General features: G+C 73.2%; 22 protein-coding genes. 12 read left to right on the top strand and 10 right to left on the bottom strand.

The window, feature by feature from the left end; translation table 11 throughout:
* The 3 genes from ACFQGU_RS16430 to ACFQGU_RS16420 all read left to right on the top strand — a co-directional run.
* Window positions 1-403 (top strand): Na+/H+ antiporter NhaA (locus tag ACFQGU_RS16430; RefSeq protein WP_386768780.1); only part of this gene is annotated, 403 nt, incomplete at its 5' end.
* A 48-nt stretch (window positions 404-451) separates the two neighbouring features.
* The gene (locus ACFQGU_RS16425) at window positions 452-991 is read left to right on the top strand and encodes a phage holin family protein (protein WP_386768778.1); all 540 of its coding nucleotides are present in this window, start codon (window positions 452-454) and stop codon (window positions 989-991) included.
* 33 nt (window positions 992-1,024) lie between these two features.
* Complete coding sequence (locus tag ACFQGU_RS16420; protein ID WP_386768776.1) at window positions 1,025-1,948, top strand: alpha/beta fold hydrolase; 924 nt, start codon at window positions 1,025-1,027, stop codon at window positions 1,946-1,948.
* Window positions 1,949-1,966: 18 nt separating this feature from the next.
* Here the strand turns inward: ACFQGU_RS16420 and ACFQGU_RS16415 are convergent, their stop codons facing one another.
* From ACFQGU_RS16415 to nth, 4 genes are read right to left on the bottom strand one after another with little or no spacing between them, the layout of a single operon-like run.
* The gene (locus ACFQGU_RS16415; protein WP_386768774.1) at window positions 1,967-3,160 is read right to left on the bottom strand and encodes a MarP family serine protease; all 1,194 of its coding nucleotides are present in this window, start codon (window positions 3,158-3,160) and stop codon (window positions 1,967-1,969) included.
* Window positions 3,157-3,792, bottom strand: a complete 636-nt coding sequence (locus ACFQGU_RS16410) for an NUDIX hydrolase (RefSeq protein WP_386768772.1) — start codon at window positions 3,790-3,792, stop codon at window positions 3,157-3,159. The genes ACFQGU_RS16415 and ACFQGU_RS16410 overlap by 4 nt, the downstream gene beginning before the upstream one ends.
* A complete protein-coding gene (locus ACFQGU_RS16405) occupies window positions 3,789-4,424 on the bottom strand; it encodes a TlpA family protein disulfide reductase (protein WP_386768770.1) in 636 nt (211 codons plus the stop codon). Before ACFQGU_RS16405 ends, ACFQGU_RS16410 begins: the two co-directional genes overlap by 4 nt.
* A complete protein-coding gene (gene nth / locus ACFQGU_RS16400) occupies window positions 4,421-5,164 on the bottom strand; it encodes an endonuclease III (protein WP_386768768.1) in 744 nt (247 codons plus the stop codon). Before nth ends, ACFQGU_RS16405 begins: the two co-directional genes overlap by 4 nt.
* Window positions 5,165-5,393: 229 nt before the next feature.
* Here nth and ACFQGU_RS16395 point away from each other — a divergent pair, with 229 nt between their 5' ends.
* The 5 genes from ACFQGU_RS16395 (at window position 5,394) to ACFQGU_RS16375 (ending at window position 10,617) form a co-directional block, all read left to right on the top strand.
* Complete coding sequence (locus tag ACFQGU_RS16395) at window positions 5,394-5,996, top strand: RsiG family protein (protein ID WP_386768766.1); 603 nt, start codon at window positions 5,394-5,396, stop codon at window positions 5,994-5,996.
* 177 nt (window positions 5,997-6,173) lie between these two features.
* The gene (locus ACFQGU_RS16390) at window positions 6,174-6,848 is read left to right on the top strand and encodes a Crp/Fnr family transcriptional regulator (RefSeq protein WP_386768764.1); all 675 of its coding nucleotides are present in this window, start codon (window positions 6,174-6,176) and stop codon (window positions 6,846-6,848) included.
* 7 nt (window positions 6,849-6,855) lie between these two features.
* Window positions 6,856-9,048: a maltose alpha-D-glucosyltransferase gene (gene treS, locus ACFQGU_RS16385; protein WP_386768762.1), complete on the top strand. Its 2,193-nt coding sequence runs from the start codon at window positions 6,856-6,858 to the stop codon at window positions 9,046-9,048.
* 140 nt (window positions 9,049-9,188) lie between these two features.
* Window positions 9,189-10,085, top strand: a complete 897-nt coding sequence (locus ACFQGU_RS16380; protein WP_386768760.1) for a DUF2510 domain-containing protein — start codon at window positions 9,189-9,191, stop codon at window positions 10,083-10,085.
* Window positions 10,086-10,194: 109 nt separating this feature from the next.
* Window positions 10,195-10,617, top strand: a complete 423-nt coding sequence (locus ACFQGU_RS16375) for a hypothetical protein (RefSeq protein WP_386768758.1) — start codon at window positions 10,195-10,197, stop codon at window positions 10,615-10,617.
* A gap of 54 nt (window positions 10,618-10,671) precedes the next feature.
* On the opposite strand, the gene ACFQGU_RS16370 is transcribed toward ACFQGU_RS16375, so the two are convergent.
* From ACFQGU_RS16370 to ACFQGU_RS16355, 4 genes are all read right to left on the bottom strand, one after another.
* Entirely contained in the window at window positions 10,672-11,484 is an 813-nt protein-coding gene (locus ACFQGU_RS16370) for an MBL fold metallo-hydrolase (protein WP_386768756.1), read from the bottom strand.
* Window positions 11,481-12,218 carry an NUDIX hydrolase gene (locus ACFQGU_RS16365; protein WP_386768754.1) on the bottom strand — a complete coding sequence of 246 codons (738 nt, stop codon included), beginning with the start codon at window positions 12,216-12,218 and terminating at the stop codon, window positions 11,481-11,483. The genes ACFQGU_RS16370 and ACFQGU_RS16365 overlap by 4 nt, the downstream gene beginning before the upstream one ends.
* Before the next feature lie 152 nt (window positions 12,219-12,370).
* Window positions 12,371-12,835: a RidA family protein gene (locus ACFQGU_RS16360; protein ID WP_386768752.1), complete on the bottom strand. Its 465-nt coding sequence runs from the start codon at window positions 12,833-12,835 to the stop codon at window positions 12,371-12,373.
* A 5-nt stretch (window positions 12,836-12,840) separates the two neighbouring features.
* Window positions 12,841-12,996 carry a DUF4177 domain-containing protein gene (locus ACFQGU_RS16355; RefSeq protein WP_386768750.1) on the bottom strand — a complete coding sequence of 52 codons (156 nt, stop codon included), beginning with the start codon at window positions 12,994-12,996 and terminating at the stop codon, window positions 12,841-12,843.
* A gap of 87 nt (window positions 12,997-13,083) precedes the next feature.
* Here ACFQGU_RS16355 and ACFQGU_RS16350 point away from each other — a divergent pair, with 87 nt between their 5' ends.
* Window positions 13,084-14,130 (top strand): ArsA-related P-loop ATPase, encoded by a 1,047-nt coding sequence (locus ACFQGU_RS16350; RefSeq protein WP_386768748.1) that lies wholly within the window; start codon window positions 13,084-13,086, stop codon window positions 14,128-14,130.
* Window positions 14,127-15,293: an ArsA family ATPase gene (locus ACFQGU_RS16345; RefSeq protein ID WP_386768746.1), complete on the top strand. Its 1,167-nt coding sequence runs from the start codon at window positions 14,127-14,129 to the stop codon at window positions 15,291-15,293. The genes ACFQGU_RS16350 and ACFQGU_RS16345 overlap by 4 nt, the downstream gene beginning before the upstream one ends.
* Window positions 15,294-15,299: 6 nt before the next feature.
* On the opposite strand, the gene ACFQGU_RS16340 is transcribed toward ACFQGU_RS16345, so the two are convergent.
* Window positions 15,300-15,620, bottom strand: a complete 321-nt coding sequence (locus tag ACFQGU_RS16340) for a WhiB family transcriptional regulator (protein WP_386768744.1) — start codon at window positions 15,618-15,620, stop codon at window positions 15,300-15,302.
* Window positions 15,621-15,950: 330 nt separating this feature from the next.
* Between ACFQGU_RS16340 and ACFQGU_RS16335 the strand changes: the two genes are divergently transcribed.
* On the top strand, window positions 15,951-18,188 hold the full coding sequence (locus tag ACFQGU_RS16335) for a transglycosylase domain-containing protein (protein ID WP_386768742.1): 2,238 nt from the start codon (window positions 15,951-15,953) through the stop codon (window positions 18,186-18,188).
* 111 nt (window positions 18,189-18,299) lie between these two features.
* Here the strand turns inward: ACFQGU_RS16335 and ACFQGU_RS16330 are convergent, their stop codons facing one another.
* A complete protein-coding gene (locus ACFQGU_RS16330; RefSeq protein WP_386768740.1) occupies window positions 18,300-18,764 on the bottom strand; it encodes a GatB/YqeY domain-containing protein in 465 nt (154 codons plus the stop codon).
* A gap of 51 nt (window positions 18,765-18,815) precedes the next feature.
* Here ACFQGU_RS16330 and ACFQGU_RS16325 point away from each other — a divergent pair, with 51 nt between their 5' ends.
* Complete coding sequence (locus tag ACFQGU_RS16325) at window positions 18,816-19,745, top strand: metallophosphoesterase (protein WP_386768738.1); 930 nt, start codon at window positions 18,816-18,818, stop codon at window positions 19,743-19,745.
* Window positions 19,746-19,844 lie beyond the last annotated feature (99 nt).

The raw sequence follows: 19,844 nt of genomic DNA, 5'->3' as shown, positions 1-19,844 counted from the left end.
CGGCGGCGCGTGGCTCGTCGCCCGGTATACCCGCGCGAGCCTGTCGGCCAGCCTGCGCTGGGCCGACGTCCTCGCGGTCGGCATCCTCGCCGGCATCGGGTTCACGGTCAGCCTGCTCATCGGCGAGCTCGCGTTCGAGGACGACGCCTCCCGGCTCACCGAGGCGAAGATCGGCATCCTCGCCGCCTCCGTGGTGGCGGCCCTGCTCGCGGCCGTGGCGCTCGGCCGCCGGCGCCGGGCGTACGCCGAGATCGCAGCCGTCGAGGAGGCAGACGACGACGGTGACGGCGTTCCCGACGTCTACCGGATCATGGAGCCGGACCTCGGCCCGGCGGCGGGCACAGCCGCAGGAGTCCCCGGCCAGGATCCCGGCGGCGGCGCGGACGAGCCGTCGAATGGATAGCCTCGGGGAGCGACGTCCCAGCCCGGGACCGATCAGGAGGTCACGTCCGTGAGCGAGAAGCAGTCCCTCGGGACGATGATCTCGGGGGTCACCCAGGACATCTCCACGCTGCTGCGCGGTGAGATCGAGCTGGTGAAGGCCGAGATCAGCCAGCAGGCGCGCACCGTCGCGTCGGGCTCCGGCCTGCTCGTCGGCGCCGCGGTGATCGCGGGCACGGGGGCGCTGTTCCTCCTGCTCACCCTCGCGTGGCTGCTCGACGAGTGGCTCCCCACCTGGGCCGCGTTCGGCATCGTCACCCTCCTGCTCATCATCACCGCCGTGATCCTCGGTCTCGTCGGCCGCAAGCAGCTCGAGAAGGTCAAGGGCCTCGAGGCCTCCCCGGCCTCGATCGAGAAGACCAAGGCCGTCCTGTCCCGCAAGCCGATGCCCGACGCCGCCCCCGCCGGTGCGAGCTCGACCGCCTCGGCCGCCGCGCCGGCTCCCTCGGCCGCCGCCACGACGACGGCGCTCACGACCGCGCCGAAGCCGGCGACTTCGCCGACCACCCCGGCCGCACCGGCCCAGGGGCCCAAGCCCGGCGCCTCCTGATCTCCCTGCCTACCACCGCGAGGCCGTCGCACCGTGCTGCCCGAACCCGCTGAGGTCGTCCGCCGCGAAGGTCCCTGGACCCACCGCGACGTCACGGCCAACGCGTGCCGCTTTCACGTCGTGGAGGCGGGCGACGGCCCGCTCGTGGTGCTGCTGCATGGGTTCCCGACGTTCTGGTGGACGTGGCGGCACCAGCTCGAGTCCCTCGCCGCCGCAGGCTTCCGCGCCGTCGCCGTCGACATGCGCGGGTACGGCGGCAGCGACCACACGCCGCACGGCTACGACCCCCTCACCCTCGCGGCCGACGTCGCGGGCCTCGTGCGCGCGCTCGGCGAGCCCGACGCGTTCGTCGTCGGTCAGGGCTGGGGCGGCCTGGTCGCCTGGACCGTCGCCGCGCAGCACCCCGACGTCACGCGCGGCATCGTCACCGTGGCCATGCCGCACCCGGCGCCGCTGCGCCGCGCGTTCCTGTCCGACGGGCCGCAGCGCCGGCTCGCCGGCTACGTCGTCGGGTTCCAGCGGCCGTTCGTGCCCGAGCGCCAGCTCACCCGCAACGACGCCGCGCTCGTCGAGCAGCTCCTGCGCCGCTGGTCCGGCTCGGCCTGGCCCGACGAGGAGACCGCCGCGGTCTACCGGTCGGCGATGCTCGTGCCCAACACCGCGCACTGCTCGGTGGAGTTCCACCGCTGGGCGATCCGGTCGATCCCGCGCCGGGACGGCCGCAGGTTCCAGGCCGTCGTGGCCGAGCCCGTGGTCGTGCCGGTGCTGCAGATCCACGGCCTGCACGACGGTGCGATCCTGCCGAGCAGCGTCGACGGCTCGGACGAGTACGCCGGTGCCGGGTACGACCGGGTCGACCTCGACGGCGTCGGGCACTTCCCGCAGGAGGAGGACCCGGCCGCGTTCGACGCCGCCCTCATCCCCTGGCTGCGGGCGCACAGCGACACCGGCCTCTAGGGCCGGTCGCACCCCGGATCAGCTGGTGGCGCAGGACCCGGTGAAGACGGGCTCGGTGGCGCTGGCCCCGGTCCGTGCCGCGGCCGCCACCTCCTGGGCGGTGAGGGCGTAGCCCGAGCTCGAGTCGCCGACCGCAGCCGCGAAGACGACGCCGTACACGTCGCCCGCGGGCGAGAGCAGCGGCCCGCCGCTGTTGCCCGGGAGCACCTCGCCCCGAATGGCGTAGACCTCGCGGACGACGTTGCGGCTGTCGTAGATGTCGGTGCCGCGCGCGGTGATCACGCCGCGCACGCGGGCGGGCGTAGCGGTGAGGCGGCCACCGCCCGGGAACCCGGCCACCACGGCGTCGTCGCCGCGCTCGGCCTGACGGGCGGCGAAGTCGAGCACCGGGGCGTCGAGACCCGGCACGTAGAGCACGGCGACGTCGACCTGGGAGTCGAGGTAGACCACGACCGCGCGGTAGGCCTTCCCGGTGCCGCGGATCGTCACGAAGGGGTCGTCCATGCCCGCGACCACGTGCGCGTTGGTCATCACGCGGTCGGGCGCGAAGACGAACCCGGATCCGTCCACCACCGCGCTGCAGGCCTCCGCCACGCCCTGCACCTTCACGAGCGAGCCGAACGTCTGCCGCACAGCGGGGTCGACGCCGAGGGTCGGGTCGGGCTCGTCCACCGGGATGATCGGCGGCAGCGTGAAGCCGGCGAACGCCTCGGGCAGTCCCGAAGAGTCGAGCGCGCTGCGCAGCCCGTCGATGACGTCTCGGGCGGACTCGGGGATCGCTGCGTCGATCTGGCCCAGGACGGCCGAGCCGCGCACCTGGGTCGACACCGGCCCGAGCGGTACGCCGAGCGCGGCCGAGCCCACCATCCACAGGATCAGCGCAACGGACAGGAGGCCGAACAGGGAGCCGCCGACCGAGTCGACGAGGCGGGCGGGCGACCACGTGACGGAGTCGCGCACCCAGGTGCCGACGAGGCTCGCGGCCCAGTTGCCCACGCCGGCGCCCACGATCACGATGCCCATCGCGAGAAGGAAGCTGAAGACGCCCTCGACCCCGCCGATCAGGTACGGCGCGATCAGCGCTCCCGTGATCGCCCCGGCGATGAACCCCGCGAACGACAGCACCCCCGAGACCAGCCCCTGCCTCCAGCCGGACACGGCCGCGACGACCAGCATCACGAGCAGGACCCAGTCCAGGATGTTGAGGCTCACCAGTGCCCCAGCTCCCGCACGTCGTCCTCGTCCCACGGCTGCTCCCAGCCGACGAGCGCGAACAGACGCGACAGCAAGCCGGCCGTGAAGCCCCAGACCACGAGACCGCGGACTCCGAACGCCGGGCCCACGTAGCCCGACGGGTGCCGCACGGAGTAGCGGTTGGCCGGGTCGAGCAGCTCCGCGAGCGGGACGCGCTCGACCCGCTCCACCTCACCGCGGTCGACCACGCGCACCGGCGACGGCGCACGCCACCAGCCGATGACGGGGGTGACGACGAAGCCGCTCGGAGGCAGGTAGAGCTCGGGCAGCGTCGCGAGGACGTGCACACCCGCGGGGTCGAGCCCCGTCTCCTCCTCGGCCTCGCGCAGGGCGGCCGCGATGACGTCGGCGTCCGTGTCGTCGACCGCACCGCCGGGGAACGCGGGCTGACCCGCATGGCTGTTCATGGTCGACGACCGCTCGATGAGCAGCAGGTCGGGCCCGTCGTCACCCTCGCCGAAGAGCACGAGGACGGCCGACTGCCGTCCGCCCTCGGGGGGCGGCAGCCAGCGCGACAGCTGCTCGCCGCGGATGGCTGCGGCCCCCTCGGCGACGGGGCGCAGCCACTCCGGGAGGTCGGCGGGGATCACGTGGTCACCACGACGCCGAGCGTCTGGGCGACGAGCGAGTCGAGCTGCTCGGCCGTGGTGATCTGGCCGCGCTCGACGTGCGTGACCACCCCGTCCGCGGACACGAACAGCGTCATCGGCAGCCCGACCCAGCGCAGGGCCGCCTTCGTGACGCCGTCGTAGTCCATGACCGACGCGTAGTGGACGTCGACGTCGGCGAGCAGCGACAGGGACGCGCCGGGGTCGTCCTGCACCGAGATGCCGACGACGCGCACCTTCCCCGTGGCGGCGAGATCCGCGAACAGCGGGAGCTCGTCGCGGCACGGCGTGCACCAGGAGGCCCACAGGTTGATGACCGTCGGGGTGCCGCGCAGCCCCGCGAGGCGCACCTCGGGGCCGTCGCCGAGGCACGGCAGCGTGAGGTCGGGGAGACCGTCGTCGCGGGGCGACGCGTCGGGGTCGGTCGCCGGGCAGTCGGCGAGGTCGGCAGCGGCGACGAGGTCGGCCGGGGCCGACGGCGCGGGCCCTCCGACCGAGCCGGTCGAGGAGCCCGGAGCCGGCGTGACGCGCCCGCCGGCGTCGGACGGCCCGCTGCACCCGGCGAGCAGCACTGCCGCAGCCAGCAGCGCCAGCCCCCGGACGGCCGGCCTCATGCGCGCCCCTCGGTGGTCACGAGCTTCGCGGCCTCGACGGGGTCGGTGGGGCCCTCGCCGTACGCCGGGCACAGCCGCGCCAGCGGGCACGCGCCGCACGCGGGCTTGCGGGCGTGGCAGCAGCGCCGTCCGTGGAAGATCACGCGGTGGCTCATCATCGTCCAGTCGCGCTTCGGGATGAGCGTGGCGATCTCGGCCTCGACCTTGTCGGGGTCGGTCTCGACGGTCCACCCGAACCGGCGCGCGAGGCGGCCGAGGTGGGTGTCGACCGTGATGCCCGGGACGCCGAACGCGTTGCCGAGGACGACGTTCGCGGTCTTGCGGCCGACACCCGGCAGCGTGACGAGGTCCTTCAGCCGTCCGGGCACCTCGCCGTCGTACCGCTCGCACAGCGCCTGACCGAGGCCGATGAGCGAGGAGGTCTTGGCGCGGAAGAAGCCGGTCGGGCGGATGATCTCCTCGATCACGTCGCGGTCGGCCGAGGCGTACGCCGCAGCGTCCGGGAAGCGGGCGAACAGGGCCGGCGTCACGCCGTTCACCCGGCGGTCGGTGGATTGCGCCGACAGGATCGTGGCCACGAGCAGCTCGAGCGGCGTGGTGAAGTCGAGCTCGCAGTGGGCGTCGGGGTAGGTCTCCGCCAGCACCCGGTCGATCCGCCGGGCCCGGCGGACGAGCGCGGTGCGGGTCTCGCCGGTGGGCGTGCTCGCAGGGAGCGGCGCGGCGGCGGACGAGGCGGGCATGGTCCGTCCAGGGTACGTGGCAGCACCGTCGCGTCCGGACGGCGACGCCGTCCGGACGCCCGGCCGTCGCTCTCCGTGCTGGGAGCGTGAACACGGGGGGTGATCACGTCACCCCCCGTGAACGTGCCCAGAGAGTGACGTGGCGGTAGCACAACGTGGGCCCCGAGGGCGTACCGTCCCCTCCGGGGAGGGGAAACACGCGTTCCCGACACGGGGGTACGAGGCACATATGAGCAACGATCTTCTCGACGGCTCGCAGGACGCGGCGGACGCCGCACTGGCGCGCGCCGAGGACGCGAAGGCCCGGCGAGCGGCCCGCAAGGCCGCCCGCGCTGCCATCCCGCCGCCCGAGCGCGACCACGCCTACGACCACCTCGGCCTGGACCAGCTGCGCGAGCTGCGCGCCCGGCTCGGCGACGAGGAGACCAAGGTCGCGTACTGGCGACGCATCGTCACGGGGCGCCTGGACGCCGTCCGCTCCGGCGCCACCGACCGCGAGCCGGTGGCCGACCTGACCGGTGTCCTGCAGGAGGCCGACACGGCGCTCGACCGGCTCGAGCACCTCGACGTCAGCACCGTGGGCGACCTCGCGCCGCTCCCGGACCTGGCGGAGGTGTGGAGCAGGCGGGTCGACGCCTCGGACGAGCCCGCCGTGGCGTGCCTCGCCACCGACCTCGAGACGGCGGCCACCGACCTCGACGCCTACCGCGACGAGGTGCTGAGCCGCGCGGAGCACATCACGCGCGAGCTCATCGCGCGCTACCGCGAGCAGCCCCTGCTCGCCCTGCAGACCCTTCCCGGCGACCCGCTCGGCCGCACCGTCCTGCAGTGACCGCCGGGCCCACGACCGACCGGTCGGGGGACACCCGCGCGAGAGTTCGCGAAGTCGCATGCGAGTCACCGTCCGCAGCAGGCCCCGGATGCGACAGACTGTGCACGCCGCCGGTGCGCCTGCCGGCGGTGACGGATCCTGGGCGGCCCATCGCCCGGTGCTGCAGGGAGGACCCGCGTGGACGACGTGCTCATGAGCGCGCCGCTGTTCGCCGCACTCGACATCGAGGCGGCGGCTGCGCTGAAGGCCTCCATGGACGAGCGCCGCATGCTCAAGGGCGACGTCCTCTTCTCCGAGGGCGACCCCGGCGACCGGCTCTACGTCGTCACCGACGGCAAGATCAAGCTCGGCCACGCGGCACCCGACGGCCGCGAGACCCTCCTCGCCGTCATGGGCGAGGGCGAGATGTTCGGCGAGCTCTCGCTGTTCGACCCGGGCCCCCGCACGGCCACCGCCACCGCGCTGACCGACGCCACCGTGCTCGGCCTCGGCCACACCGCGCTGCGCCCCTGGCTCACCGGCCGCCCCGAGGTGGCCGAGTCGCTGCTCCGCGCGCTGGCCCAGCGCCTGCGCCGTACGAACGAGGCGCTCTCCGACCTGGTGTTCTCCGACGTCCCCGGCCGTGTCGCCAAGGCGCTGCTCGACCTCGGCGAGCGCTTCGGGCAGTCCATGCCGGACGGCCTCCACGTCACGCACGACATGACGCAGGAGGAGCTCGCCCAGCTCGTCGGCGCCTCGCGCGAGACGGTCAACAAGGCGCTCGCCGACTTCGCCTCGCGCGGGTGGCTGCGCCTCGAGTCGCGCTCGGTCGTGCTGCTCGACGTCGAGCGTCTGCAGCGACGCGCCCGGTAGCCCTTCGATGAGCACCGAGCAGATCGCGGCCGGGGCTCATGAGCCCCCCGAGCGGCCGGTACGCCTCGCGCGCTACAAGCCGCGCGGGCGGCTGGTCCACACCACCACATCCCCCGGCGACGGCGAGCCCACCGCGGCCGACCCCGGGTACGTCGCCTGGCTCGTCGACCAGTCGATGCTGCGTGACGCCACCGAGCTCGCCCGGCAGTTCTCCGGCTCGGGCAGCAAGTGGCGCAACCCGTACGCGCTCCCCGACCCGCGGGCGGCGATCGCGTCCGCATCCACGTGGTTCAGCGCCTACCCGGCCTCCCTCATCGGCCGCCGTGGGCGGTCGTTCCTCGCCACGCTCGGCGACGTCGAGCTGTGGACGGCGTTCGAGCGCATCGGCATCACCGCCGTGCACACGGGGCCGGTCAAGGCCTCGGGCGGTGTGTCGGGGTGGTCGCACACCCCGAGCACCGACGGCAGCTTCGACCGCATCTCCACCCGCATCGACCCGATGTTCGGCAGCGCCGACGAGTTCCGCGCGATGGTCGACACCGCCGCGCACCACGGCGGCACCGTGATCGACGACGTCGTCCCCGGCCACACCGGCAAGGGCGCGGACTTCCGCCTCGCGACGATGAGGTACGGCGACTACACCGGCATCTACCACATGGTGGAGATCGCGCCGGAGCACTGGAGCCTGCTCCCCGACATCCCGGACGGCCAGGACTCCGAGAACATCGACACCGCCACCGAGGCCGAGCTCGAGTCGCTCGGCTACATCGTCGGCCAGATGCAGCGGGTCATCTTCGCGACACCCGGCATCAAGGAGACGAACTGGAGCACCACCGGCCCGGTGCTCGGCGTCGACGGCGTCGAGCGGCGCTGGGTCTACCTGCACTACTTCAAGGAGGGGCAGCCCTCGCTCAACTGGCTCGACCCCACCTTCGCGGCCGCACGCCTCGTGGTGGGCGACGCGCTGCACTCGCTCGGCGACCTCGGCGCCGGGGCCCTGCGCCTCGACGCGAACGGCTTCCTCGGCCTGGAGAAGACGACGCCGGGCAACCCCGCCTGGTCGGAGAACCACCCGCTGTCCGAGGCCGCCAACCACATGATCGCGGCGTCCGTCCGCAGCATGGGCGGCTTCACCTTCCAGGAGCTCAACCTCACGATCAACGACATCAAGGCCAACTCGCTGCGCGGGGCCGACCTGTCGTACGACTTCGTGAACCGGCCGGCGTACCACCACGCCCTCGCCACCGGCGAGACCGAGTTCCTGCGCCTCACCCTCAACGCGTCGCTCGCGATCGGCGTGCAGCCGGTGCAGCTCGTGCACGCGTTGCAGAACCACGACGAGCTGACCTACGAGCTCGTCCACTTCGAGTCCGGCCACCGCCACGACCGCTTCGTCTTCCGCGGCCGCGACCTCTCGGGCGAGCAGCTCGCGGCGGAGATCCGGGCCGACCTCGTCGCGCACCTCACGGGCGATGCGGGCCCCTACAACGCGCTGTTCACGACCAACGGCATCGCCTCCACCACCGCCACCGTGGTGACGGCGTCGCTCGGCATCGTGGACCTCAAGCGGATGACCCAGGACCAGCTGGCCGACGTCGTCAGCGCGCACCTGCTGCTGGCGATGTTCAACGCGTGGCAGCCCGGCGTCTTCTGCCTCTCGGGCTGGGACCTCGTCGGCGCCCTGACCCTCCCGCGCGATGCCGTCGCCGAGCTCATCGAGGACGGCGACACCCGGTGGATCCACCGGTCGGCGTACGACCTCATGGGCTTCGACCCGGACATCAGCACCTCGAGCTCGGGCATGCCGAAGGGTCGGTCGCTCTACGGCACGCTGCCCCGGCAGCTCGAGGACCCCACATCGTTCGCCTCGCGGCTCGCCGACGTGCTGCACGTCCGGGCCGACAACGGGATCGCCACGGGCGACCAGCTCGATGTGCCGCCGGTCGACCACGCCGGTGTGCTCGTCATGGTGCACACGCTCGACGGCACGCCCGACCGCCAGATGACGGTGCTCAACTTCGGGCGCGAGGACGTCGTCACCACCGTGACCTCCTCGAGCCTGTTCGAGGGTGCCCGGGTCATCGACATGCTCTCCGGCGACACGGTCGGACGGGTGGACGGCGACCGCAGCGTGCGCGTGCCGCTCGGCCGGCTGTCGGGGCGCTCGCTGCGCCTCATCGTCTCCGACCAGCCCGCCTGAGGCGGCGCCGGCGGGCGCTCCGGGCGGCTCTGCGTGCTCGGCCCCCCGCGTCGGACCGGCCCCCGGCCTCAAGCCTGTCACTCTCCGTGCCGAGATCCCTGATGAGGCACGCCGTCGGCGTGCCCGTGGACGGGGGTCTCATGACCACGGAGGAGCAGGTGCCCGGCGCGGGGTGGTACGACGACGGGACCGGGCAGACCCGGTGGTGGGACGGCGCTGCCTGGACCCAGCACGTGGCGCCCGAGCCCGCGGTCGCGCCGTCCGCACCCGAGGCTGCGGCCCCGGCACCCGCCGAGCCGCTGCGGCCCGGCACACCCGACCCACGCCACCCCCTCCCGCACGAGGACCGCGCCCCTGAGGCACCCGCCCAGCAGACCTTCGTGCCCGACTCCTTCCTCTCCGAGCAGGCCTTCGTGCCCGAGCTCGCCTTCGCGGGCGCCACAGCATCGTCACCAGCGGGTGCGGGCGGCGGCTCGTCGTTCCTGCACGCCACGCCTGAGCCTGCCGGCGGCGGCGTCTCCCGCTTCGGCGGTGTGTCGGCCCCGGGGCGCGCCGGCTTCGCCGGCCCGGAGCACACCCCTGTCATCGTCAGCTCAGGCCGCGGCAAGGGCTGGCTCATCGCGCTGCTGGTGCTCACGGTGGTCGGCGTGATCGCGCTGACCGCGTTCCGCATCTTCGGCCCGGACAACAAGCCGGCGGCGACGGCGTCGGTCGTGGCCGCGGCGCTGGAGTCCGCCGCGCCCAAGGGCGAGCTGCCGCGCGGGTTCACGCCGGTCGGCGACATCGGTGGCTTCAAGCTCACCACGTCCTGCGCCGACGGCGGCAGCTGCCAAGCGCTGCAGCTCGCGGCCAAGTCGACCTGCAAGCGGCTGAGCGCGCTCGTGCTGTTCGCCGGCCCGTCGGGCAACAGGCTCGGCAGCGACGTGGTGGGGGCTCGGAACGTGAAGTCGGGCAAGGCGGTCACGGTGCGCGCCGTGATCCCCGCGAACGGCGCGACGATGGTGCGCGTGTCCAGCGTGGTCTGCCAGCCCTTCTGACCTCTCCCGGTTCAGAGCTCGTGCTGCGGGCGCTCCGGTCCACCTGATCCTGCGCCGTCGCCGCACTAGCCTTGCGGGCAGCGGCAGACCGGTCCAGGAACGAGGAGCCATGCACCACCTGAGCGTGCTCGCCGAGGTCGCCCCGGCGGACCAGCCCGGCGTGCCGCCGTCGGTCATCGGCGTGGTGGTGCTGGCGCTCGCCATCGGCGTCGTCTGGTGGTTCTACCGCCTCAGCACCGCGAAGGTGAGCGACGAGGTCGTGGAGCCCCGTGCCCGCTCGCGCCGCCGCCGCCGTGGGCGCGTCGACGACGTACCCCTCGACCCGCTGCTGCCGCCAGCCGCCGGCCTGGCACCCGCTGCCCCGGACGCTGCGACGCCGTCGGTGCCGGACAGCGCGACGTCCGCCGGCGCCCCGATCCCGGACTCCCGGACGGTGCAGGAGCGCCTCGCCGCCCTCGACCACGCCCTCGCCGCCGGCACCCTGGGCGCCGACGAGCACCGCGTGCTGCGCGCCGCCCTCCTCGACGACTGATCCGGGTCCGATCGCGTCGTCTCCAGCGCGTGTCGACCCCGGCGGGCCCGCGTGTCAGTCGCGGTCGAGGTAGGCGAGCTGGGCCTGGACGCTGAGCCGGGCGGCCGGCCACACCTCGCGCGGCACGTCGGCGTACACCGCCTCGACCACGTCGTCGGCGGTGACGGCACCGGCAGCGAGCGCGGCGCGCACCTGGTCGAGGCGGGCGTGCCGGTGCTGCTCGTACGCCGTCACCGCGGCGACGGTGTCGGCGAGGGCCGGGCCGTGGCCCGGGAGCACGTGCGACGCCGCCGTCTCCTCGGCCAGCGCGCGCAGGCGGTGCAGCGAGTGGAAGTAGTCGGCGAGGCGGCCGTCGGGGTGGGCGACCACCGTGGTGCCGCGGCCGAGCACGGTGTCGCCGGTGATGAGGGCGGCGTCGTTGCGCAGGTGGAACGACAGCGAGTCGGCCGTGTGCCCCGGGGTGCCGACGACCGCCACCTCGAGGCTGCCGGCCACCACCACGTCGCCGTCCACGACGCCCTCGTCGCCGAGGCGGTGCGCAGGGTCGAGCGCGGCGACCGGAGCGTGCACGCGGGCGGCGAAGTCGGCGGCGCCCTCGGCGTGGTCGGGGTGCCCGTGGGTCAGCAGCACGCGCAGCACGCGGGCGCCGTCGAGCGCGGCCTCGATCGCGTCGAGGTGGGCGGGCAGCGCCGGGCCGGGGTCGACGACGAGAGCCAGCGCTTCGCCCGGCACACGCAGCACCCAGGTGTTGGTGCCGTCGAGCGTCATCGGCCCGGGGTTGCCCGCGAGAACGCAGACGGCTGAAGGGGTCACAACCCCTCCGGCCCACGGGCCGTCGCCGCCGAGCGGCACGACCAGGCCGCTCACGGCCCGACCCCGTCGGTCTCGCTGGCGTGCGGCTCGGCGACGGGCGCGATCGGCTCGCGGGTGCGGTCGTGCACGAGGTGCCAGGCGAGAGCGCCGTCGGCGTCGAGGTACGGCGCCGGCAGCAGGGGTACGACGGTCAGCGCGCGCAACCGCGGCAGCGCAGCCTCGACCGTCGCGTGCTGCGCCAGCTCGGCGAGGGTGGCGACCGTCGGCGGCAGCATCGCCGTCTCGCCCGCGGTGAACGACGCGAGCGCGTCGGCCGGGCGCCACCACGCCACGCGGTCGGCCTCGCCGCCGCGCTCGGTGGCGTCCTGCCCGTCGGGCAGGCGCGCGGCCAGGAACCGGGTGTCGTACCGGCGCTCCTCCGCCTCCGGCGTGACCCAGTGCGCGAAGGGCACAAGTGCCTCGCCGTCCACGCGGAGACCCCGGGCGTTCAGGAGGTCGGCGAACAGCAGCCGCCCCGCGGCGAGCTCCTCCCGCTCGCCCTCGAAGGAGTCGTCGAGCACCACCGGGCGGCCGTCCTCGTCGACCGCGATGAGCACGCCGCACTCCTCGAACGTCTCCCGCGCCGCCGCGGCGACCACGGAGACCGGGTCGTCGGTCGAGAGCCTGTGCGCCACGTCGGCAAGGTCGGTGGTCGCGGTGACCGGCACGCGGGAGTCGGACGCCTCGACAGCACCGCCGGGGTAGACGTGCATCCCGGCGGCGAAGGCCATCGAGCGCTGACGGCGCATGAGGAAGACCTCGATGCCGGCGTCGGTGTCGCGCAGCAGGGCGATCGTCGCGGCGTCGCGGGCGACGACCGACGACGGGTCGAGCTCGCCGCGCGCGATGCGCTCGGCCCGCTCGCGGATCCGTGGAGACAGGCCGGCGAGCTCGTCCGCGCTCAGTCGGCGACCTCGAAGACCGCCTCGACCTCGACCGCGGCGTCGAGCGGCAGCGAGGCGACGCCGACGGCCGACCGCGCGTGCACCCCGCGCTCGCCGAAGGCGGTGCCGAACAGCTCGCTCGCACCGTTGATCACGCCAGGGGCGCCGGTGAACTCGGGCACGCACGCGACGAAGCCGACGACCTTGACCACGCGCGTCACCTTGTCGAGGTCGCCGATCACCGACTTCAGCGCCGCGATGGCGTTGAGCGCCGAGGCCTGCGCGAGCTCCTTGGCCTGCTCCGGGGTCACATCGGCGCCCACCTTGCCGGTGGCCGCCATCGCGCCCGCCACCATCGGCAGCTGGCCCGAGACGTAGACGTACGAGCCGGTGCGCACGGCCGGGGTGTACGCCGCGACGGGCGGCACCACCTCGGGCACGGTGAGCCCGATCTCGGCGAGACGGTCCTCCACTGCGGACATGCTTCTCAGCCCTTCGGACGCTTCAGGTAGGCGACGTAGTTCTCGGCGTTGGGGCCGGGCACCACCTGGACGAGCTCCCACCCGTCCTGGCCCCACGTGTCGAGGATCTGCTTGGTCGCATGGATGAGCAGAGGAACGGTCGCGTACTCCCACTGGGTCATGAGGCGACCCTAGGGGCTGAGGTGTTCATCGTCACCGGGACGGGTGCTCAGCAGGTACGCCGGGCCGCAGGCCCGTAGTCTCGGGCCGTGACCCCGCCTCGGGACGACGACGTCCTCGCGCCCGACTGGCGCGGCGTCCGCCTCCACGTCGTGTCCGGCAAGGGCGGCACGGGCAAGACCACGGTCGCCGCCGCACTCGCCCTCGCGCTGGCCCACGGCGGCCGCAAGGTGCTCGTCGTGGAGGTGGAGGGCCGGCAGGGCCTGTCCCAGATCTACGACGTCCCGCCCCTGCCGTACGCCGAGCGCAAGGTGGCGACCGCTCCGGGCGGGGGCGAGGTGTTCGCGCTCGCGATCGACCCCGAGGAGGCGCTGCTCGAGTACCTCGAGATGTTCTACAACCTCCGCCGTGCCGGCACCGCGCTGCGCAGGATGGGCGCCATCGACTTCGCGACGACCATCGCGCCGGGCGTGCGCGACGTGCTGCTGACGGGCAAGGCCAAGGAGGCCGTGCGCCGCAAGAGCGGCAACAAGCACGTCTACGACGCCGTCGTCATGGACGCGCCGCCCACGGGCCGGATCGCGCGCTTCCTCAACGTGAACTCCGAGGTGGCCGGCCTCGCTCGCACGGGCCCCATCCGGTCGCAGGCCGACGCCGTCATGGAGGTCATCGCCTCCTCGCTCACCGCGGTGCACCTGGTGACCCTGCTCGAGGAGATGCCGGTGCAGGAGACGACCGACGCCGTCGACGAGCTCACCGCGTCGAAGCTGCCTGTGGGCGGGATCGTCGTGAATCAGATGCGCCGCCCGCTCCTCGCCGCGACGGCGCAGGCCAAGGCGCGCAAGGGGAAGCTGGACAAGGACGCCATCGCGCACGACCTCGCGACGTCCGGGGTCGTGACCCCCAACGGCGCGCTCGTCGGGTCGCACGGCGGTGTGCTCGTCGACGACGTCGTGCGGGCGCTCGCGGTCGAAGGTGCCGAGCACGCCGAGCGCGTGGCGCTCGAGCAGCGCGAGCGCGACAACCTCGAGGTGCTGCACCGTCCGACGTACGAGCTGCCATTCCTCGCGGACGGCGTCGACGTCGGCACGCTCTACGAGCTCGCCGACCTGCTGCGCGAGCAGGGGATGGCATGAGCACCTTCACGCGCGAGGTCGTCCCGCGCGCCCCGGCGCTCGACGTCGACGCCCTGCTCGACAACCGCGACATCCGCGTCCTCGTCTGCTGCGGATCCGGCGGGGTCGGGAAGACCACGACCGCCGCGGCGATCGCGCTGCGTGCGGCCGAACGCGGGCGCAGCGTCGTCGTCCTCACGATCGACCCGGCTCGGCGCCTCGCGCAGAGCCTCGGCCTGACCGAGCTCGACAACGACCCGCGGCCGGTCGTCGGCGTCGACGGCACCGGCACGCTCGACGCGATGATGCTGGACATGAAGCGGACGTTCGACGAGTTCGTCGAGTCGAACGCGGACGCCGAGCGCGCCGGGACGATCATCGCCAACCCGTTCTACCAGTCGCTGTCGAGCTCGTTCGCGGGCACGCAGGAGTACATGGCGATGGAGAAGCTCGGCCAGCTGCGGGCGCGGTCCGAGGCCGAGGACCGGTGGGACCTGATCGTCGTCGACACCCCGCCGTCCCGCTCGGCCCTGGACTTCCTCGATGCCCCGCGCCGGCTCGGGTCGTTCCTCGACGGTCGGTTCCTGCGCATCCTGGCCGCACCTGCCAAGGCCGGCGGACGCGCCTACATGAAGGTGATCACGGCCGGGTTCGGGGTCTTCACCAACGTGCTGTCGCGCGTCATCGGCGGCCAGGTGCTCACCGACATCCAGACGTTCGTCGGCTCGGTCGACACCCTCTTCGGCGGCTTCCGGCAGCGGGCCGACGAGACGTTCCACATGCTGCAGGCGCCCGACACCGCGTTCCTCGTGGTGGCCGCTCCTGAGCGCGACGCCCTGCGCGAGGCGTCGTACTTCGTGGAGCGGCTCGAGAGCGACAACATGCCGCTCGCAGGGCTCGTGCTCAACCGCGTGCAGACCACGACCGTGCCCGAGCTCGACGTCGCGACAGCCACCGCCGCAGCGGCCCGCCTCGAGACGCACTCGGGCACGTCGGTCACGGCCGCACTGCTGCGCATCCACGCCGATCGCGTGGCGACGCTCAACCGTCAGCGGCGCATGGCGGAGAGGTTCACCTCGGTGCACCGCACGATCGAGATCGCGACGGTGCCGGTGCTGCCGACGGACGTGGTCGACCTCGACGGGCTCCGCCTCGTCGGCCAGGCCCTGGCCGACCGGCTGTAGCGGGCGTCAGCCCGCGACGCGCGCCTCGGTGAGGTCGAGGAGCGAGACGCTGGTGCCGTACTCCTCGCGCGCGGTCTCGAGCAGGCGTCGCCAGCTCGTCACCTGGGGGCGTCGGCGCAGCAGGGCGCGGCGCTCGCGCTCGGTCATGCCACCCCACACGCCGAACTCGATGCGGTTGTCGAGCGCGTCAGCGAGGCACTCGGTGCGCACCGGGCAGGCGAGGCAGATCGCCTTGGCGCGGTTCTGGGCAGCGCCCTGCACGAACAAAGCGTCCGGGTCGCTCGCGCGACAGGCAGCCGACGTGGTCCAGTCCGTGGTCCAGGTCATCTGGTGGACTCAACCTCCCCCTAGGTCGTCGGGGCGGCCCCCGACCGAATACGCCGTCCGCGTGCTGCGGCCGGAGGACGTCCCGGTCTCGGGCCTTGCCGACGCAGGTCTTGCGCCGACAGGGAGCGACGCTACGCACGAGGGCAGGAGCCGGGCAGGCCAGGACGGGTGATCCTTGCTAGTCATATCGTGCCATAGACGTGGGTCCGCTGAGCCACCGCCCCGTTGAGCACTTCGTGAGCCCGCCCTACCTCCTGGGCCCCCCGCAGGGGGAACCCCGGCGAGCCCGAGGACGTCCTACGGTCAGAACCCGCCTATCCTCGACAGGCCATGTCCCGAAAGCCCAGCCTCGCCGCCTCCCTCTCGCGCCTCGCACTCTTCGTGCTGGTGAGCGCGGTTGCAGGCGTGCTCGTGGCCGGGGCCGCGCTCCCCTTCGTGGGCGGCGTGGGCGTCGCCACCCGGTCGGCGATCGAGAGCTACGAGAGCCTCCCGACCCAGCTCACGGCCCCGCCGCTGCCCCAGCGCTCGCGGATCCTCGCCAACGACGGCTCGGTGCTCGCCACGATCTACGAGCAGAACCGCATCGAGGTGCCGCTCAGCGAGATCGCCCCGGTGATGCAGCAGGCGGTCGTGGCCGTCGAGGACGGCCGGTTCTACGAGCACCGCGGCGTCGACCCGCGCGGCCTCATCCGCGCCTTCGTCGGCAACTCCGCCGGCGACGGCAGCGTGCAGGGCGGCTCGACCCTCACCCAGCAGTACGTGAAGAACATCTTCGTGAACCTCGCGACCACGCCCGAGGAGGCGCGCGCGGCGGTGGCGCGCAGCTACACCCGCAAGCTCAAGGAGATGCGTTACGCCCTGGCGCTCGAGCGCCAGCTCAGCAAGGACGAGATCCTCGAGCGCTACCTGAACATCTCGTACTTCGGCGCCGGTGCGTACGGCGTCGAGGCCGCGGCGCGCCGCTACTTCAACAAGTCGGCGGCCAAGCTCACCCTCGTCGAGGCCGCCACGCTCGCCGGTGCCGTGCAGCGGCCGGTGGCGTACGACCCGACGCGCAACCCGAAGCTGTCGCAGGACCGCCGCCGCCAGGTGCTCAACCGGATGGCCGCGCTCGGCTACATCTCCCAGGCCAAGGCCGACAAGACCGCCAAGATCTCCACGAAGTCGTTCCTCAAGCCGCGCCGTCCCACCAACGGCTGCACCACGTCGTACGCGCCGTTCTTCTGCGACTACGTCTACCGCGTGGTCCGCACCGACCCCGCCTTCGGCTCCACTCCGGCCGCGCGCGAGGCCCTGCTGCGCAAGGGCGGCCTGACCATCCGCACGACGCTGCAGCCCAAGGCGCAGAAGTCCGCGCAGATCGCCGCCGACACCTACATCCCGCGCAAGGACGCCAGCAAGAAGCTCGCCGCCATCACCATGGTGAAGCCGAGCACCGGCGAGATCCTCGCGATGGCGCAGAACCGCTCGTGGGGCACCAAGGGCGTGGGCAACACGACGTACAACTTCAACGTCGGCACGAGCATGGGCGGGAGCATCGGCGCGCAGGCCGGCTCGACGTTCAAGGCGTTCACGCTGGCCGCGGCGATGGAGAAGCGGGTCAACCCGCTCGAGAAGATCGTGTCGCCTCCGCGCAAGACCTTCGACGGCTTCGTGAACTGCAAGACCGGCGCGGAGTACGAGCCCTACTCGGTCGGAAACTCGACCGGCTCGGGCACGTTCAACATGCTGCAGGGCACGGCGTTCTCGGTGAACACGTACTTCATGGCGCTCGAGCAGAAGACCGGCAACTGCCGGCCCGCCGAGATCGCCGCCGAGCTCGGGCTCACCAAGGGCAACGGCGACCCGCTCTTCGACGGCCCGTCGTTCACCCTCGGCACGTCCGAGGTGACCCCGCTCGGCATGTCGAGCGCCTACTCCGTCTTCGCCAACCACGGCGTGCGCTGCCAGCCGATCGCGATCTCGCAGGTGACCGACCGCGACGGCAAGGACCTGCCGATCCCGAAGGCCGACTGCCAGCAGGTGATGGAGCGTCGCGTCGCCGACTCCGTCGCCGTGATCCTCAAGGGCGTCATCGACGGCCCGATTCAGGGCCGCACCGGCGCACCGATGACGCTCGGTCGCGACGCGGCCGGCAAGACCGGTACGACGAACGACTCGGCAGCCGTCTGGTTCGTCGGGTTCACCCCCGACATCGCCGCCGCTGTGGCCACGTACGACCCGCGCGGCCAGTACAAGTTCCCGATGAAGAACATCCGCATCGGCGGCACGTACTTCGGCCAGGTCTTCGGCTCGACGCTGCCCGGCCCCATCTGGAAGATGGCGATGCTCGGCGCCCTCGACGGAGTGCCGTCGACCCGTTTCGACCTGCGGATCTACGACAGCCTCGTCGCGGCCACCGCCTCGCCGACGCCGACCTCGTCGTCGCCCACCGCGTCGCCCACCGACTCCGTGTCGGGATCTCCGTCGACCTCGCCGACCGGCAGCCCGAGCCCGTCGGCCAAGCCCACCAAGCCGACCAAGCCCCCGAAGCCGTCGAGCAGCCCCCCGCCGTCCCCCTCCCCCTGACGGCCCCCGGGCGCGTTCACGGAGCCGGGGTTTGCGATGAAGGGGCCCTTCATCCAATAGAGCCGAACAATTCGTCCCTTCATCAGGGACGGCGGAAAGACCAGAACGGCGTCAGGCGCCGAGGGCGCTGCGTACGGCGGCCGCCACGCGACCACCGTCGGCGCGACCCGCGATGCGGGGGGTCAGCACCTTCATGACGAGGCCCATCTGCTTCGGCGACTCCGCACCCGTCTCGGCCACGGCGTCCGCCACGAGGGCCGTGAGCTCCTCGTCCGACAGCTGCTGCGGCAGGTAGCCCTCGAGGACGGCGAGCTCGGCACGCTCACGGGCTGCGAGCTCGGGCCGGTTCGCGTCGTCGTACGCCGTGGCCGACTCGCGCCGCTTCTTGGCCTCGCGGCCGAGCACGGTGATGACGTCGGCATCGGTCAGCTCGCGCTCCTCGGTGCCGCTCTTCGCCTCGTTCGTGAGGGCGGTGAGCGCCATGCGCAGCGTGGCGGAGGCGACCTCGTCCCGACCGCGGATCGCGGTGGTGAGGTCGTCATGCAGGCGCTGGGAGAGGGTGCCGTCGGTGCTCATGGCCACATCCTCCCGTACCCCCGCACCCGAGGCAGCGGGGATACTGGTCGGGTGCACCTCCTCGCCCGCACCACCCTCGCCCTCGGCGCCGCTGCGGCGGCCGGTCTCGGCTACTCGGTCGCCGAGGCCCACCGCTACACGCTGCGCCGCGAGGAGGCCCGCGTGCTGCCCGACGGCGTCGCGCCGGTCCGCGTCCTGCACATCTCCGACCTGCACCTCACCCCCCGTCACAAGGGGCGCATGGCCTGGGTGCGCAGCCTCGACGCGCTGAACCCCGACCTCGTCGTGGTCACCGGTGACTTCCTGGCCCATCAGGAGGCCATCCCCTCGGTGCTCGACGCACTCGGCCCGCTGCTCGACCGGCCCGGCCTGTTCGTGCTCGGCTCGAACGACTACTACGGCCCCGGCATCGTGAAGCCGTGGCGCTACCTGACCAACCCGTCCGACCTCGACGCGCAGCGCCCGCCCCTGCCCTGGCGCGACCTCGTCGCCGGGCTCACGGCCGCCGGGTGGCACGACCTCGACAACGCCGCCACGCGGGTGAAGGTCGGCGACCTCGACCTCGACGTCCGCGGGGTCGACGACCCCCACATCGGTCTCGACCGGTACGACGAGGTGGCCGGCCCGTTCGCCGCCGACGCGGATCTGCGGCTCGGCGTCACGCATGCGCCGTACCGCCGCATCATCGACGCCATGGAGGCCGATGGCGCCGATCTCGTCCTCGCCGGCCACACCCACGGCGGACAGCTCTGCGTGCCCTTCTGGGGTGCGCTCGTGACCAACTGCGACCTGCCTACGGCACAGGCCAAGGGCCTGTCACGCGTGGGTGGCGCAGACCTCGCCGGTACGCCGGGCGCAGGCGGCGCCGACGGTCGCGGGGCGATGCTGCACGTGTCGGCCGGGATCGGCACCTCGCCGTACGCCCCGGTGCGGTTCTCGTGCCCGCCCGAGGCCACGCTGCTCACCCTCACGCGGGTCTGAGCACCCCGGGACACCCGGTTTTGGTGGCTACCGGCCCGGCCCGTAGACTCGCTCCGCTCCACCGGGGTGTGGCGCAGCTTGGTAGCGCGCGTCGTTCGG

This window comes from Longivirga aurantiaca (assembly GCF_042660085.1).
GTDB classification, from domain to species: domain Bacteria; phylum Actinomycetota; class Actinomycetes; order S36-B12; family CAIYMF01; genus Longivirga; species Longivirga aurantiaca.
This window is presented reverse-complemented; position numbering and strand designations above follow the sequence as displayed.